Source organism: Enterobacter sp. MGH 37 (genome assembly GCF_000534515.1).
In the GTDB taxonomy this organism is placed as follows: domain Bacteria; phylum Pseudomonadota; class Gammaproteobacteria; order Enterobacterales; family Enterobacteriaceae; genus Enterobacter; species Enterobacter kobei.
The window spans coordinates 870,394-887,099 of the sequence record NZ_KI973205.1 but is presented as its reverse complement, the minus strand read 5'-3'; the positions used below and the strand labels follow the sequence as shown (position 1 = coordinate 887,099).

The 16,706-nt window shown below is 54.5% G+C and carries 15 protein-coding genes; 3 read left to right on the top strand and 12 right to left on the bottom strand.

Annotated features, from left to right (window positions below):
- Positions 1-8: 8 nt before the first annotated feature.
- From fabF to yceD, 8 genes are all read right to left on the bottom strand, one after another.
- The gene (fabF, locus tag L383_RS19460; protein WP_023332697.1) at positions 9-1,250 is read right to left on the bottom strand and encodes a beta-ketoacyl-ACP synthase II; all 1,242 of its coding nucleotides are present in this window, start codon (positions 1,248-1,250) and stop codon (positions 9-11) included.
- 91 nt (positions 1,251-1,341) lie between these two features.
- Positions 1,342-1,578, bottom strand: a complete 237-nt coding sequence (acpP, locus tag L383_RS19465) for an acyl carrier protein (RefSeq protein WP_003857954.1) — start codon at positions 1,576-1,578, stop codon at positions 1,342-1,344.
- Between the two features lie 154 nt (positions 1,579-1,732).
- Positions 1,733-2,467, bottom strand: a complete 735-nt coding sequence (fabG, locus tag L383_RS19470) for a 3-oxoacyl-ACP reductase FabG (protein ID WP_008500795.1) — start codon at positions 2,465-2,467, stop codon at positions 1,733-1,735.
- A gap of 12 nt (positions 2,468-2,479) precedes the next feature.
- Positions 2,480-3,409: an ACP S-malonyltransferase gene (fabD, locus tag L383_RS19475; protein ID WP_014883378.1), complete on the bottom strand. Its 930-nt coding sequence runs from the start codon at positions 3,407-3,409 to the stop codon at positions 2,480-2,482.
- A gap of 16 nt (positions 3,410-3,425) precedes the next feature.
- Entirely contained in the window at positions 3,426-4,379 is a 954-nt protein-coding gene (locus L383_RS19480) for a beta-ketoacyl-ACP synthase III (protein WP_023332696.1), read from the bottom strand.
- Between the two features lie 6 nt (positions 4,380-4,385).
- Positions 4,386-5,420 carry a phosphate acyltransferase PlsX gene (gene plsX, locus L383_RS0123725; RefSeq protein WP_014883376.1) on the bottom strand — a complete coding sequence of 345 codons (1,035 nt, stop codon included), beginning with the start codon at positions 5,418-5,420 and terminating at the stop codon, positions 4,386-4,388.
- Positions 5,421-5,500: 80 nt separating this feature from the next.
- Positions 5,501-5,674, bottom strand: a complete 174-nt coding sequence (gene rpmF, locus L383_RS19485) for a 50S ribosomal protein L32 (protein ID WP_003857964.1) — start codon at positions 5,672-5,674, stop codon at positions 5,501-5,503.
- Between the two features lie 16 nt (positions 5,675-5,690).
- Entirely contained in the window at positions 5,691-6,212 is a 522-nt protein-coding gene (gene yceD / locus L383_RS19490; protein ID WP_014883375.1) for a 23S rRNA accumulation protein YceD, read from the bottom strand.
- A 140-nt stretch (positions 6,213-6,352) separates the two neighbouring features.
- On the opposite strand from yceD, the gene L383_RS19495 reads away from it, so the two are divergent.
- A complete protein-coding gene (locus L383_RS19495; protein WP_023332694.1) occupies positions 6,353-6,937 on the top strand; it encodes a Maf family protein in 585 nt (194 codons plus the stop codon).
- A 79-nt stretch (positions 6,938-7,016) separates the two neighbouring features.
- Here the strand turns inward: L383_RS19495 and rluC are convergent, their stop codons facing one another.
- Positions 7,017-7,964 (bottom strand): 23S rRNA pseudouridine(955/2504/2580) synthase RluC, encoded by a 948-nt coding sequence (gene rluC / locus L383_RS19500; protein WP_014883373.1) that lies wholly within the window; start codon positions 7,962-7,964, stop codon positions 7,017-7,019.
- A gap of 572 nt (positions 7,965-8,536) precedes the next feature.
- Between rluC and rne the strand changes: the two genes are divergently transcribed.
- Positions 8,537-11,653, top strand: coding sequence for a ribonuclease E (gene rne, locus L383_RS19505; RefSeq protein WP_023332692.1), 3,117 nt, complete (start codon positions 8,537-8,539; stop codon positions 11,651-11,653).
- Positions 11,654-11,693: 40 nt separating this feature from the next.
- Here rne and L383_RS19510 read toward each other — a convergent pair whose 3' ends face one another.
- Complete coding sequence (locus L383_RS19510; protein ID WP_078310215.1) at positions 11,694-12,725, bottom strand: LysR family transcriptional regulator; 1,032 nt, start codon at positions 12,723-12,725, stop codon at positions 11,694-11,696.
- Between the two features lie 16 nt (positions 12,726-12,741).
- On the opposite strand from L383_RS19510, the gene L383_RS19515 reads away from it, so the two are divergent.
- Positions 12,742-13,956 (top strand): MFS transporter, encoded by a 1,215-nt coding sequence (locus L383_RS19515; protein WP_023332691.1) that lies wholly within the window; start codon positions 12,742-12,744, stop codon positions 13,954-13,956.
- A 74-nt stretch (positions 13,957-14,030) separates the two neighbouring features.
- Here the strand turns inward: L383_RS19515 and flgL are convergent, their stop codons facing one another.
- Both flgL and flgK read right to left on the bottom strand, forming a co-directional pair.
- Positions 14,031-14,984, bottom strand: coding sequence for a flagellar hook-associated protein FlgL (gene flgL, locus L383_RS19520; RefSeq protein ID WP_014883369.1), 954 nt, complete (start codon positions 14,982-14,984; stop codon positions 14,031-14,033).
- Between the two features lie 16 nt (positions 14,985-15,000).
- Positions 15,001-16,641, bottom strand: coding sequence for a flagellar hook-associated protein FlgK (gene flgK / locus L383_RS19525; protein WP_014883368.1), 1,641 nt, complete (start codon positions 16,639-16,641; stop codon positions 15,001-15,003).
- Positions 16,642-16,706: the final 65 nt, after the last annotated feature.

The window sequence follows — 16,706 nt, the reverse complement described above, 5'->3', positions numbered from 1 at the left end:
AGAAACCATTACACGCGTTTGAAAATCAGCGAGCCATTGGTACCGCCGAAGCCGAAGGAGTTACACAGGGTGTACTCCATACCGCTAACCTGACGCGCTTCGTGAGGCACGAAGTCCAGATCGCAACCTTCATCCGGGTTATCCAGGTTGATGGTTGGTGGAACCGCCTGATCGCGCAGCGCAAGGATAGAGTAGATTGACTCTACTGCACCCGCCGCACCCAACAGGTGACCGGTCATGGATTTTGTGGAGCTGACCAGTACGCGGCTGGCAGACTCGCCGAAGATAGACTTAACAGCCTGAGCTTCCGCTTTGTCGCCTGCAGGTGTAGAGGTACCGTGCGCATTAACGTAGCCAATCTGAGCTGGCGTAATGCCCGCATCACGGATCGCGTTTTCCATTGCCAGCGCAGCACCTGCGCCATTCTCCGGAGGAGACGTCATGTGATAAGCATCGCTACTCATACCAAAGCCAACGACTTCAGCATACATTTTCGCGCCGCGTTTTTTCGCGTGTTCGTACTCTTCCAGCACGAGCATGCCCGCACCGTCACCCAGTACGAAACCGTCACGGTCTTTATCCCACGGACGGCTTGCCGCCTGAGGATTATCGTTACGGGTAGAGAGCGCACGCGCTGCACCAAAACCACCGACACCCAGAGGGGTACTGGCTTTTTCTGCACCACCCGCAACCATAGCATCTGCATCGCCGTACGCAATCATGCGCGCGGCCTGGCCGATGTTATGTACGCCAGACGTACAAGCAGTCGCGATTGAAATGCTTGGACCACGCAGGCCAAACATGATGGTCAGGTGACCCGCCACCATATTAACAATCGTGGACGGAACGAAGAACGGGCTGATTTTACGCGGGCCGCCATTCATCAGGGATGTATGGTTTTCCTCGATCAGGCCAAGACCGCCAATCCCGGAGCCGATAGCGGCACCGATACGGGTTGCGTTCTCTTCCGTAATTTCAAGGCCAGAATCCTGCATGGCCTGAACGCCAGCGACAATTCCATATTGAATGAAGGCATCCATCTTGCGCTGTTCTTTGCGCGAGATGATCTCTTCACAGTTAAAATCCTTTACTAAGCCAGCAAATTTCGTTGCATAGGCGCTAGTATCGAAATGGTCGATTAGGCTGATGCCGCTCTGACCGGCAAGGAGAGCTTTCCAGGTGGACTCTACGGTATTGCCGACAGGAGACAACATGCCAAGTCCGGTCACAACTACACGACGCTTAGACACGTTTGTCCTCCAGGGAGGGATAAAAAAAGAGATTCGTGGGACTAAAAAAGATAAAACTCAGGCGGTCGAATGACCGCCTGGAGATGTTCACTTACGCCTGGTGGCCGTTGATGTAATCAATGGCAGCCTGAACGGTGGTGATCTTCTCAGCTTCTTCGTCCGGAATCTCAGTATCAAACTCTTCTTCCAGAGCCATTACCAGCTCAACGGTGTCAAGAGAATCTGCGCCCAGGTCTTCAACGAAGGAAGCGGAGTTCACAACTTCTTCCTGCTTAACGCCCAGCTGTTCGCCGATAATTTTCTTAACGCGTTCTTCGATAGTGCTCATACTCTTAAATTTCCTATCAAAACTCGCTTTCGCGATGGTTTTCGTAGTGTATAAAATGTTGAAAAATTTGCAACTAAATCCCGGCAGGTCTTACCACGATTTTACGTTATTTTGAGGCCATTTGCCCTAATAACGCAAATATTTTCGATCGTGATTAAACCATGTACATCCCGCCGTTGACGTGGAGGGTTTCACCAGTGATGTAACCCGCTTCGTCAGAGGCTAAAAATGCAACCGCACTGGCGATTTCTTTAGGGTCGCCAAGACGACCCGCCGGAACTGCCGCCAGTGTACCCGCACGCTGCTCATCGGTCAGCGCACGCGTCATGTCCGTTTCAATAAAGCCCGGAGCAACAACGTTTACAGTAATCCCGCGGGACGCGACTTCACGCGCCAGCGACTTACTGAAACCAATCAGACCCGCTTTCGCCGCAGCGTAGTTAGCCTGACCAGCATTTCCCATGGTACCAACCACAGAACCAACAGTGATAATACGACCATGACGCTTTTTCATCATAGCGCGCATTACCGCTTTTGACAGACGGAATACAGATGACAGGTTGGTTTCGATAATATCGTTCCACTCATCATCTTTCATTCGCATCAGAAGGTTGTCGCGAGTGATCCCGGCATTGTTTACCAGAATATCCACTTCGCCAAACTCTGCACGAATATTTTCCAGAACAGATTCGATAGATGCAGGTTCGGTCACATTCAGTACCAGACCTTTACCGTTTGCACCCAGATATTCGCTGATGGCCTGAGCGCCATTCTCGCTGGTTGCTGTACCAATCACTTTCGCGCCGCGCGCAACCAGTGTTTCAGCAATTGCGCGCCCGATACCACGGCTTGCGCCAGTGACCAGGGCAATTTTTCCTTCAAAACTCATGGTATTCCTCTTTTATTGCGAGAGTGCCGCTGACATCGCTTCCGGCTCGTTAATCGCGGACGCTGTCAGGGTGTCAACAATACGTTTTGTCAGACCGGTGAGGACCTTACCTGGGCCGACTTCATACAGTTGCTCAACGCCCTGAGCGGCCATAAACTCAACGGTTTTGGTCCACTGTACCGGGCTGTAGAGCTGGCGAACCAGCGCGTCGCGGATGGCTTCCGGCGCGGTTTCGCATTTCACATCGACGTTGTTCACGACGGAAATCGTCGGTGCGTTAAAGGTGATTTTTTCCAGCTCAACCGCCAGTTTCTCGGCAGCGGGCTTCATCAATGCACAGTGAGACGGCACGCTCACCGGCAGCGGCAGCGCACGTTTCGCGCCTGCAGCTTTACAGGCAGCACCGGCACGTTCAACCGCTTCTTTATGACCGGCGATAACAACCTGGCCTGGCGAGTTGAAGTTAACCGGAGAAACCACCTGACCTTCAGCAGACTCTTCACACGCTTTTGCAATCGCGGCATCATCCAGGCCGATAATGGCAGACATGCCACCCGTGCCTTCCGGCACCGCTTCCTGCATGAATTTACCGCGCAGTTCCACCAGACGCACCGCGTCAGCAAACGCGATCACACCGGCGCAGACCAGCGCAGAATATTCTCCCAGGCTATGACCCGCGAGCAGCGCGGGGGCTTTACCACCCTGCTGCTGCCAGACGCGCCACAGTGCAACGGAGGCGGTCAGCAATGCTGGCTGGGTCTGCCAGGTTTTGTTCAGCTCTTCGGCCGGACCCTGTTGAGTCAGCGCCCACAGATCATAACCCAGCGCGTCAGAAGCTTCACGAAAAGTCTCTTCAATGACCGGGTAGTTTGCTGCCATTTCAGACAACATCCCAACGGTTTGAGAACCCTGGCCCGGGAACACAAAAGCAAATTGCGTCATTTTTTTATTCCTTATCCTAGAAACGAACCAGCGCAGAACCCCAGGTGAACCCGCCACCGAAGGCTTCAAGCAAGACCAACTGGCCCCGTTTGATTCGTCCGTCGCGTACCGCTTCATCAAATGCGCACGGTACTGACGCCGCAGAGGTGTTGCCGTGACGGTCCAGCGTCACCACAACGTTATCCATCGACATGCCCAGCTTTTTAGCTGTCGCGCTGATGATACGCAGGTTCGCCTGATGCGGTACCAGCCAGTCGAGTGCGGTACGTTCAAGGTTGTTCGCTTCCAGCGTCTCATCGACAATGTGCGCAAGCTCAGTCACCGCCACCTTGAACACCTCATTACCCGCCATGGTCAGGTAAATAGCGTTATCCGGATTAACGCGATCGGCGTTAGGCAGCGTTAACAGTTCACCGTAGCGACCATCGGCATGCAAATGCGTAGAGATGATACCCGGCTCTTCGGACTGCCCCAGCAGCACCGCGCCTGCACCATCACCAAAAATAATGATCGTCCCGCGATCGGTTGGATCGCAGGTACGCGCCAGTACGTCAGCACCGATCACCAGCGCATATTTGACGGAACCCGATTTAACATACTGGTCGGCAATGCTCAGCGCATAGGTAAAGCCTGCACACGCGGCGGCAACGTCAAATGCCGGGCAGCCTTTAATACCGAGCATGTTTTGCACCTGGCACGCTGCGCTAGGGAAAGCATGCGTGGCAGACGTCGTAGCGACCACGATCAAGCCAATCTGTTCTTTATCAATGCCCGCCATTTCGATAGCACGCTGTGCGGCTTCGTAACCCATGGTGGACACGGTTTCGTCTGGCGCGGCGATACGACGTTCACGGATACCTGTGCGCGTGACAATCCACTCGTCAGACGTATCTACCATTTTTTCCAGATCGGCGTTGGTACGCACTTGTTTTGGCAGGTAGCTGCCGGTACCTAAAATCTTCGTATACATGTACGCTCAGTCACTTTTAGCTAATACAGATTCCAGGCGAGCGGCAATCCGCTGAGGGACTTGTCGCTGCACCGCCTGCACTGCCTGTTCAATGGCGACAGAAAATGCTCGCTGATTGGCGGCTCCGTGACTCTTAATCACAATGCCGCGCAATCCTAACAGACAGGCGCCATTATACTGGTCGGGGTTGAGGTGACTGAATCGCCGCGTCAGGCTTTTTTGTAACCAACGCTTCAATAAAATCAGCCACCAGGCACTTTTTTTGCCCTCTCCCTGAGATTTCAGCAGAGAAAGGAACATGCGAACGACCCCTTCCATGGTCTTCAACGTGACGTTCCCGGTGAAGCCATCGCACACCAGAACGTCCGTTTTCCCCGTCAGCAACTCATTGGCTTCGAGATAACCAATATAGTTGATGGAGGGAACCTGTTTGAGCATTTCAGCAGCTTCGCGAATGCTGTCCAGGCCTTTGGTCTCTTCTTCACCAATATTTAATAACGCCACGCGGGGATTCTTAATCCCGACCACGTCTTCTGCCAGCACCGATCCCATCACGGCGAACTGAGCCAGCATGGTACTATCACAATCCACGTTAGCACCGAGATCCAGCACCACCGTTTTGCCCTTTTGTTGATGCGGTAATACCGTCACCAGCGCCGGGCGCTCAATACCCTCAATCGGCTTGAGCAATAATTTCGACAGCCCCATCAGCGCGCCGGTATTTCCCGCACTGACGCAAGCCTGCGCTCGCCCTTCTTTCACCAGCTCCAGCGCGATCCGCATTGAGCTCCCACGGCTGTTGCGAATCGCCTGCGAAGGCCGGGCATCACTGGCAATAACTGACTGCGCAGGAATAATCTGCAGACGTGAACGTTGTTCAAAGTCAGCTTTTGCAAGTAATGGCGTGATTGTGTCGGGATTGCCGACTAAAAGAAGTGTGAGTTGCGAATTAGAATTCAGTGCCTGCAATGCTGCAGGCACTGTCACGGAAGGGCCAAAATCTCCCCCCATGACATCTAACGCCAGGGTTAGACGTGTCAAGGTATCGTCGCAGCCTGGTTCGGTAACTTCCCCGTTTGCACGGGGAAATCCTCACTAAGCCTAATCACGCTGACGCGTGATTACTTAGTGATAACCTTGCGGCCGCGGTAGAAACCGTCAGCGGTGATGTGGTGACGCAGGTGTTTCTCACCAGAAGTCTTGTCTACAGACAGGCTGGTAACTGCAGTCAGCGCGTCATGGGAACGACGCATGCCACGTTTGGAACGGGTTGGTTTATTCTGTTGTACGGCCATGGACCTTACTCCTCAATTACTTACGCTTTAAGCTGGCTAATACGGCAAATGGGTTTGGTTTTTGCGCTTCATCAGGCAATTCCCCAAAGACCATGTCCGCCTCGGACACTTCACAGTGTTCAGAATCATGCACCGGAACCACTGGCAAGGTGAGGATGATTTCATCTTCAACCAGAGCCAGAAGATCGATTTCACCGAATTCGTTTACCTCAATCGGCTCATACGCTTCCGGGAGTGCTTCAGCCTGTTCGTCAGAACGAACCGGACTAAAACAATACGTTGTGTGAACATGCTGTACAAACGGTTTCCCGCAACGCTGACACTCGAGGGTTACCGTCACCTTTGCATCACCGGTTAAAACGGCGAGACGCTGGTTGTCGATAGCGAACGACATGGAGCATTCTACATCACTGTCCACACTGACTACGGATTCGGCAATACGCTCAGCCTGATCGGAAGTATAAATACCTTCGTAATCGAGGCGTTTTTGAGCCGTACGAACCGGATCAAGAGTCAGGGGTAATTTTACCTTTTGCATAGGGCGCGCATATTAACTTTGTAACGTCATAGAGTCAAAGAAAAAGGCAACCAGAGCTGCCTTTTGCCAATTATTCGCACACATTGCGGCCTGTAGTTTAAAATGGCTGGCATCGATACGCTATATCTGGTGATAAAAATATGCCAAATCTCGTCCTTGCCTCCACTTCTCCTTACCGCCGAATGTTGCTGGAAAAGCTAGGGATCCCGTTTGAATGCGCCGCACCGGATGTTGATGAAACGCCACAGCCAGGTGAATCACCACGACATCTGGTGAGCCGTCTCGCTAAGGAGAAGGCGCAGTCGCTCGCAGCGCGCTATCCTTCACACTTGATTATAGGCTCCGATCAGGTTTGTGTGCTGGACGGAGAAATAACAGGTAAACCGCACACTGAAGAGAACGCGTTCAAACAGCTTATGCAGGCGCGTGGCAACATTGTGACCTTTTATACGGGTCTGGCGCTCTATAACTCCGCCTCTGGTCATCTGCAAACGGAGTGTGAGCCTTTTGACGTGCACTTCCGCCATCTCAGCGAGCAGGAGATCATGGATTATGTACGCCGGGAGCGTCCGCTGAACTGTGCGGGAAGTTTTAAAAGTGAAGGATTGGGGATTGCGCTATTCGACAAGCTGGACGGTCGCGATCCGAATACGCTGGTGGGATTACCGCTGATTGCACTGTGCCAGATGTTGCGCAGAGAAGCGTGTAATCCGCTGACCCTGTGACGTTTGCCCAGCGGCGCTTCGCTTGCATGGGCCTACAGGTTTCGTAGGCCGGGTAAGCGCAGCGCCACCCGGCACATAATCAGCCGCGCAAAACCTTCAGGCAGCGTTTCAACTGCTCATCCAGCGGCGCTTCAATACGAATGACTTCCCCGGTATTCGGATGGGTAAACTTCAGCGCAGCCGCATGCAGGAACAGACGAGACAAGCCGGTTCCCGCCAGCTGCTTATCAAATTCGCGATCGCCATAGCGGTCATCAAACGCAATCGGATGGCCCGCAAACTGGGTATGCACGCGAATCTGATGGGTACGCCCCGTCACCGGGCTGCAGCGTACCAGCGTGGCAAACTCATAGCGCTCTTCAACTTTAAAGCGCGTCTCAGACGGTTTCCCTTCCTGGTTTACGCGGACGATGCGCTCACCGCTTTGCAGAATGTTCTTCAGCAACGGCGCCTGCACCACTTTCACATGGGACTGCCACTGACCGCGCACCAGCGCGAGATAATCCTTCTGCATGCCTTTCTCACGCAGTTGCTCATGCAGGGAACGCAGCGCGGAACGCTTTTTCGCCACCAGCAGCACGCCGGAGGTATCGCGGTCAAGACGGTGAACCAGCTCGAGGAAACGGGCTTCCGGACGCAGAGCGCGTAACCCTTCAATCACGCCGAAGCTCAGGCCGCTACCGCCGTGGACTGCGGTCCCTGACGGCTTGTTCAGCACCAGAATGTGGTCGTCTTCATACAGGATCACATCACTCAGAGCCGCCACTTTCTGTAATTTAGGTGAAACGGTCTCTTCTTCACGCTCGGCAACGCGCACCGGCGGAATGCGCACTTCATCACCCGCCTCGAGTTTGTACTCGGGCTTCACGCGTTTTTTGTTAACCCGCACCTCGCCCTTACGCAGGATGCGGTAAATCATGCTCTTTGGCACCCCTTTCAGTTGGGTACGCAAAAAGTTGTCGATACGTTGCCCCGCGTCATCATCCGCGATAGCAACCATTTTTACGGCTGGAGTCTCTGTTTTCATGGTTGGCGATTCTAAATATCGTCAGCCATTAGCGCCACTCATTTTTCTATGCTTATATTTACTTTTGTCCGGCCTGCACCCCGTTTCACGCAATCGATTTGGTGGTTATTAAACCAATCACCGTTTTGAAGTGAAGAAACTGTGAGTAACCGGGTGATAATTGGTAAAAGTCATCTTGCTATAACCCGGCGAGCAGTGGAATAATGAAGCCGTTTTCCGTGTTAAATCCTGGTTACGTAAGGATGTTGACGGAATGACCAATTTTGCCTGACCGATCATCCACGCAGCAATGGCGTAAGACGTATTGATCTTTCAGGCAGTTAGCGGGCTGCGGGTTGCAGTACTTCCCGGTATAAGGATTGTTCTCTGGAGAGTTCTACCCAGGCAATTCCCCTGATAATTGCGCTGTGTTTCCGTATGAAATACAGGCAACCGACACTCTGCGCCTCTTAAGCGAGCGACAACCGTGAGGTTGGCGACGTGAACAGACACGAGGCCATCGGTTCATACCCCGGAAAGCGTCACCTTGCCCGCAGCTTTGTCGTCAATGTAAGAATAACGAGTAAGTTACGATGAAAAGAATGTTAATCAACGCAACTCAGCAAGAAGAGTTGCGTGTCGCCCTTGTGGATGGGCAGCGCCTGTACGATCTGGATATCGAAAGTCCTGGACACGAACAGAAAAAAGCGAACATTTACAAAGGTAAAATCACCCGCATTGAACCCAGCCTTGAAGCTGCATTTGTTGATTACGGTGCTGAGCGTCATGGTTTCCTCCCTCTGAAAGAAATCGCCCGCGAATATTTCCCTGCCAACTACAACGCCCATGGCCGCCCAAACATCAAAGATGTTCTGCGTGAAGGTCAGGAAGTTATCGTCCAGATTGATAAAGAAGAGCGTGGCAACAAAGGTGCCGCACTGACTACCTTTATTAGCCTGGCAGGGAGCTATCTGGTGCTGATGCCAAACAACCCGCGTGCGGGTGGCATCTCTCGCCGTATCGAAGGTGATGACCGTACCGAGCTGAAAGAAGCGCTGGCAAGCCTTGAGCTGCCGGATGGCATGGGGCTTATCGTGCGTACCGCAGGCGTGGGCAAATCTGCCGAAGCGCTGCAGTGGGACTTAAGCTTCCGCCTGAAGCACTGGGAAGCTATCCAGAAAGCTGCAGAAAGCCGCCCTGCTCCGTTCCTGATCCACCAGGAAAGCAACGTTATCGTGCGTGCCTTCCGTGACTACCTGCGTCAGGACATCGGTGAAATCCTGATCGACAACCCAAAAGTGCTTGAACTGGCTCGCCAGCACATCGCCGCACTGGGTCGTCCGGATTTCACCAGCAAAATCAAACTGTACACCGGTGAAATCCCGCTGTTCAGCCACTATCAGATTGAATCCCAGATTGAGTCAGCCTTCCAGCGTGAAGTGCGTCTGCCTTCCGGCGGTTCTATCGTTATCGATACCACTGAAGCGCTGACCGCTATCGACATCAACTCCGCGCGTGCTACACGCGGCGGTGACATCGAAGAGACCGCCTACAACACTAACCTCGAAGCCGCTGATGAAATCGCCCGCCAGCTCCGCCTGCGCGATCTGGGTGGTCTGATTGTTATCGACTTCATCGACATGACCCCTGTACGCCACCAGCGTGCGGTTGAAAACCGTCTGCGCGAAGCGGTGCGTCAGGACAGGGCGCGTATCCAGATTAGCCATATCTCACGCTTTGGCCTGCTGGAGATGTCTCGTCAGCGTCTGAGCCCGTCTCTCGGCGAGTCCAGCCATCACGTTTGTCCGCGCTGCTCCGGCACCGGTACCGTGCGTGATAACGAATCTCTGTCCCTCTCCATTCTGCGTCTGATTGAAGAAGAAGCGCTGAAAGAGAACACCAAAGAGGTTCACGCCATTGTGCCGGTGCCCGTTGCCTCTTACCTGCTGAACGAAAAACGTGCAGCGGTAAGTGCTATCGAAGCACGTCAGGGCGGCGTTCGCTGTATCATCGTGCCAAACGACCAGATGCAGACCCCACACTATCACGTGCTGCGCGTGCGTAAGGGCGAAGAGACGACCACTCTCAGCTACCTGCTGCCGAAGCTGCATGAAGAAGAGATGGCGCTGCCTTCCGATGAGGAACCCGCCGAGCGCAAACTGCCAGAGCAGCCTGCGTTAGCCACTTTCATCATGCCAGAAGCACCGCCAGAAGCGGCCCTGGAAAAACCGGTCACTAAACCTGTCGTGCAGAAACCAGAAGCCGCTGCACCGAAAGCCCAGCCGGCGCAACCGGGTCTGCTGAGCCGCTTCTTCGGCGCGCTGAAAAAGATGTTTGCGGGTGAAGAAGTCCAGCCAGAGCAGCCGAAAGAAGAACCAAAAGCGGCTAAACCTGAGCGTCAGCAGGATCGTCGTAAACGTCAGAACAACCGCCGCGATCGTAATGACCGCAACGACCGTAACGATCGTAACGACCGTCGTGACAACCGTTCAGACAACAGCGAAGGCCGTGAGCAACGCGAAGACAACCGTCGCAACCGTCGCGAGAAACAACAGCAGAACGTTGAAGATCGTGAAATTCGCCAGCAGGCGGGCGATGAGTCTGAGAAAGGCAAACAGCGTGACGACCAGCAGCCACGTCGCGAACGTAGCCGTCGTCGTAACGACGAGAAACGTCAGGCGCAGCAGGAAGTCAAAAATCTGAACCGCGAAGAGCCTGTAGAGCAGCAGGACAGCGAGCAGGAAGAACGTACTCAGGTTATGCCACGTCGTAAGCAGCGCCAGCTGACGCAGAAAGTGCGCATTGGTGCTCCTCAGGCAGAAGAAACCGCAGCTGTAGTGGCTGAAGTACCGGAAGCCGCAACGGGTACGCAGATTGCAAAAGTTGATCTGCCAGCCGTTGTGGAAAATCACGTTGAGCAGGATGAGAATGGGGAAAACCGTGACAACGCAGGCATGCCGCGCCGTTCACGTCGTTCTCCGCGTCATCTGCGCGTCAGCGGCCAGCGTCGTCGTCGTTACCGTGACGAGCGTTACCCGACTCAGTCTCCAATGCCGTTGACCGTCGCGTGCGCGTCACCTGAAATGGCATCCGGCAAAGTCTGGATCCGTTACCCGGTTGCTCGCCCGGAGCAGGCTGTTGAAGAACAGGCTGTGACCGAAGAGGTGATTGCACCTGTCGCCGCGGTTGAAGAGGTCGTGACTGAAGCCGCAACCGTGGTTGAGCCTCAGGCTGTTGAAACAGCAGAACCTCAGGCTGTAGAAGTCGAAACCACGCACCCTGAAGTGATTGCCGCGCCGGTTGAAGCCGCTCCACAGCTGATTGCTGAAGAAGATGTCGTGGTCGCTAAGGACGTCGCTGAAGAGGCTGAACCTGTAGCCGCAGTGGAAGAGACCGCTGAAGCCATCGTCGAAACCACCGCTGAAGACGTTGTTCAGGACGTTGAGATTCAGGTTGAACCGGTTGTCGAAGACGTGAAAGCGCCTGAAGTGGAGCCAGAGCCGGTTAAGATTGTCGCCGCGCCTGCGCCAGTTCACGTTGCAACAGCGCCGATGACACGTGCTCCGGCACCGGATTATGTGCCTGAAGCACCGCGTCACAGCGACTGGGTTCGCCCGGAATTCAACTTCGAAGGTAAAGGTGCAGCCGGTGGTCACAGTGCTACGCACAAGGCTACTGCACCAGCCACCCGTCCGCAGTCTGTTGAATAACGGACGCTGGCGCTGAAAGCCGACCTTCGGGTCGGCTTTTTTATGGCTGCTGCACGGGCTTTCTCATTCCCGTTACCTCCGGCATGACCTGCCGCATCAACTCCAGAAAACGCCGCAAACGCGCAGGATAATAACGAGACCAGGGATAAACCAGATGCACCGGTAATGCCGCCGGTTGCCACTCTGGCAGCACATGCACCAGCCGCCCTTCCCGAATATCGTCATGTACCGTCCAGCTTGACACTACCGCCACACCCAGCCCGGTGAGTGCCGTTTTACGTGCAACATACAGGCTGTCGGTGCTGAGGCGCGGAGTAATGTCAATTCGCGCGGTGGCTGACGACGCATCATGAAAAAGCTCTACATGACGCTGGTAGAAAGAGTTAATGGCAATCCACGGAAACGGTTGCAAATCCTCAGGCGTGTTAACCGCCGGGAAACGGGCCAGTAATGCCGGAGATGCCACCACCGAGCGCGGCACTTCCGCCAGCAGCACGGATACGGTCGCCGGATCGACTTCTGCCCCCACCCGAATAGCACAATCAAGGTTGTCACCGAGAAAATCAGCCGACCGATCGTTGAGCAACCATTCAATGGAAAGCTGCGGATAACGCTGCAAAAACTCGGTTAACGGTTGCAGGAGTTGATCCTGACCAAACGCGTGCGGTGCCCGCACCCTCAGCACACCTACCGGTTCATCTTCCGTCTGCCCCACCTCATCTTCCAGTGCCAGCCAGCTGTCAATCACCCGACGAGCGTGCTGATAGCAGCGTTCACCGTCATCCGTCAGCCGTGTCGTATGGGTGGTGCGCAACATCAGGCGTACGCCCAGCATCGTCTCAAGCGATTGCAGCCGTCGACTCACCGTGGCCTGGGTTGTTGCCAGCTGGCGTGCCGCAGCAGAGAGTGAACCAGCCTCAACAATACGGACAAACGTTCGCATTAACTCCACCCTGTCTATACGCTCAACTCTTTTCATTATCTTTCCACTTATACGTTCAACGTATAAGCGTTTTACCACCGGGCCCGCTACCGTCGCAAGGCGTCCTGGTAAAAAATAGCCGTACACCATGAATGAGGAATGTCTTATGAACACAACCACTGCCGCCCATGCCGTAAGCCGCTGGGTCATTTTAATGCTGGCACTCGGGGCTGGCTTTAGCGTGGCATCTATCTATTATGCCCAGCCTCTGCTGCCCCTGATGGGCGTAGACCTTCACCTGAGTATCGAAGGAATGGGCATGGTCCCGACGCTCACCCAGGCCGGTTATGCCTTAGGGATCCTGTTCCTGTTACCGCTCGGCGACCGCCACGACCGCAGGACGTTAATACTGATAAAAAGTGCTGCGCTGGCGCTGTTTCTTCTGGGCTGTAGTCTGACCGGACAGATCCACTCCCTGCTGCTGACGAGTCTGCTCATCGGCATGGCCGCCACCATGGCGCAGGATATTGTCCCGGCAGCGGCTATTCTTGCGCCGGAAGGTAAACAGGGGAAAACCGTGGGTACGGTGATGACCGGTCTGCTGCTGGGGATTTTGCTCTCCCGAACCGTCAGCGGTGTCGTGGGCGAAGCGTTCGGCTGGCGCGTGATGTATCAGCTGGCTGCGGCAAGCATTGCATTTATCGGCGTGGTGATGTGGGCGGTACTTCCTCGTTTTGCCATTCACTCCACACTGAGCTATCCCGCGCTTATGCACTCAATGGCACATTTGTGGCGTCGTTACCCCGCTCTGCGCCGTGCGGCGCTGGCTCAGGGTTTTCTGTCGATTGCCTTTAGTGCCTTCTGGTCTACGCTGGCGGTCATGCTGCTGGAACGCTATCACCTCGGGAGTGCAGTCGCGGGTGGTTTTGGTATCGCCGGTGCGGCCGGTGCGTTAGCCGCGCCGCTGGCGGGTGGTCTGGCAGACAAATTGGGTGCCGGGAAAGTCACGCAGCTCGGTGCTATCCTCGTGACCATCTCGTTTGCCCTGATGTTCCTGATGCCCGCGCTGGGGGTGCACGGACAGCTGGTTCTGATTGCCCTCTCTGCCGTCGGGTTCGATCTGGGTCTGCAGTCCAGCCTGGTTGCACACCAGAATCTGGTCTATAGCCTTGAACCGCAGGCGCGCGGTCGTCTTAACGCCCTGCTCTTTACCGTGATCTTTATCGGCATGGCATTGGGCTCCGCATTAGGCAGCAATATTTATACGCTGGCGGGCTGGACGGGCGTGGTCGCTCTGGCAACGGTATGCGGCATCATTGCGCTGGCAATCCGTCTGGTTGAAAGCGCCCGCCTCGCCTCAGCGCCGGCGGAAATGGCATAAAAAAAATGCCCAATCCAGACGGATTGGGCAGCAAAACATGCCAGTTTCAAGACATGTTCTAAGAGGTCAAGATGTTATTTGTTCAGCTGGAACAGAGACATGCCCTGCATATCGCTAAACGCTTTATACGAGGCCTGCAAGGCCGCCTGCTGCATGGTGTAGGATGAAATTACCGAGTTCCAGTCCACGTCAACCAGGTCACTCATCTGTTGGGTCTGGCCCAGAGCACGGTCTTCACCCAGAGAATCCAGCTTCCCTAGCTCATCCAGCTTAATGCCGAGATCGGCGCGCACGGTCAGAACGTTGTTGAGAGAGTTGCTCAGGCCACGGTTGGCTTTATCAATAGCCGCAGTAAACGCCTCGGCTTTCGTTTCGTCATCACCAATCGGCGTATTCAGCGCCCCGATAGCGGTGTCGAGGATCTTGAACAAATTCGTTTCCTGCGTACTCCCCGCCGGCTCTGGTTTCGCATTGCTGGTGAAGCTGTCGAAAACTTCTGCGCCCGTATGGCTTATTTGCATCGTGCGCGCGGAGTCAACCTGCTGGCTGATTGGCGTCCCGCCGCCCTTATAGTCACCGGTAGTCTGGTCAAAAGCCGCCGCTTCGGTTTTGTATCCTGAAAAGATATAGCGACCGTTACCGTCCGTGCTGTTAGCCAGGTTCATTAGCTGATCGCGAATACCTTGCAGGTTCGTTGCCAGCGAAGCGCGGTCATCATCACTTAACGTGCCGTTGCCCGCATTGACAATCTTTTCCTGAGCAGCCTGGATAGCGGTTGTCACTTGCGATAACACGTTCTCTTCCAGCGAAACTTTTGTCGTAGCGAAGGAGCGCGCCAGCGCATACTGGCTGTTTTGTGTTTGAGCCTGAGAGAGCACAACGGCCTGCGAGGCGGCAATCGGGTCGTCAGAAGGACGGTTGACGCGCTTACCCGTAGACATCTGCTCGCCGTAGCTTAGCCAGAGGCTTTGGGAGTTCGTCACGCCGCGCATGCTTTGCTCATACATCATTTGAGTACTAATACGCATTTTTTATGCCTCAGCCTTAGCGGATATTGATCAATGCATCAAACAGCGTACTCGCCGTTTGAAGCACCTGCGCATTCGCCAGATAGTACTGCTGATAGCGCTGGAGGTTGCCATACTCTTCATCCAGGTTAACCCCGGAGATTGACTGCTGTTGTTTGGTAAGCTGCGTCACCACGTTAACTTTGGTTTCACTGCTGGTTTTCAGCGACGCCGTGGTGCTACCCACCGTACTGACCAGTGAGGCATAAGCATCGTTAAAGGTTTTATTCCCACCCACCAGCCTGGCGCTCTGCAAATCCAGGAGCTTTTGGCCATTGGTATTGTCGCTTGCTCCGCTTCCATTCGCTGAAGCCATCGCCAGTTTGGACTCGTCGCTGATCGTAACGTCCATATTGATGATAACGTCATTCACCGGTTTGACGATGAAACTGTCTTTAGTATTGGCTGAGCCACTAATATTGACGTTGAGACCATCAAACGACAGATTACCACTGGTATCAGGCTGGGCCGTGAAGCTGGTGTTGTCTGAAAGACGCGTGATTGTCCAGTCAGTACCGTTGTACTCAACTTTATAGTTTGTCGCCTGGACCTTAGTACTGTCCGTCATCGTGGCCGTAACAGACGCACTTCCGGTATTTTTGCCATTACTCAGCACCGCCGGAGATCCAAAGTCGAACAGTTTACCGCCTGGGTCCCCGTTTGCATCAAAGCCAGCCTGATGCTGGGTATTCATGGCATCAGCAAACGCCAGCGCCATCTGGTTAAGCGTATTTCGCGCCTGATCCAGATCCTGAGAACGAAACGTTAACAGCCCCCCAAGCGACCCCGTGGTGATCTGTTTTTCCTTGATCTCCACGCTACCCGCTACGGCATCCACATAAGCAATGGTTGTACGCGCAGGATCCGCGCTGGATTTCACCGCCGCCAGCTGGCTTGCGTTGCTGCCCTGTACCAGGCTGTAGCCGTTGGCGATAGAGATGTTGTAGGTGCCACTGTCCTGTATGGTGACGTCAACACCGACAATCTTATTCAGTTCACTCACCAGCTGATCGCGCTGATCGAGCAGTTCGTTAGGCGATGCACCCGCGCCAACACCGGTGAGACGGGAAATCTGATCGTTCAGATTGGCAATCTGCTTCGCATAGTTATTGATCTGATCGACGCTGGTAGAAATCGCCGTATTAACCTGTGAATCCTGGTCACGGAGATACTGATCGTTCGTTTTGAACTGATTCACCAGACCGTCCGCTTTACCCAGCACCGTTTGACGTGCAGCCGGGTCTTCGGCGTTGCTCACCAGCGTTTGCAGACTCTTGAAGAAATCCTGCAGGGTGGTGGAAAGCGAGTTCGTGGTATCGGAGAGCACATCGTCAATTTTTGACATCTGCTGATAGCGCGTCGTCAGGCCGCTGCTCTGGGTCTGCGCGGCGCGCAGCTGGTTGGTGATGAAAGCGTCATACTCACGCTGGACACCGGAGACATACACCCCGTTACCCACCCAGCCACCGCCGGTCAGCGTGCTGTTAGAGGCACCCAGTACCGTGGTCTGGCGGGTGTAACCTGCCACGTTATAGCTTGAAATATTATTACTGACGGTATTGAGTGCCGACTGCGCGGCACTGAGGCCACTCATGGCGCTGTTAATCAAACTGGACATGGGGGTTCCTTTTATACGTTCAGACACGAGTCCTGATGAAGGTTATCGGCAACCTCCACCGGGAC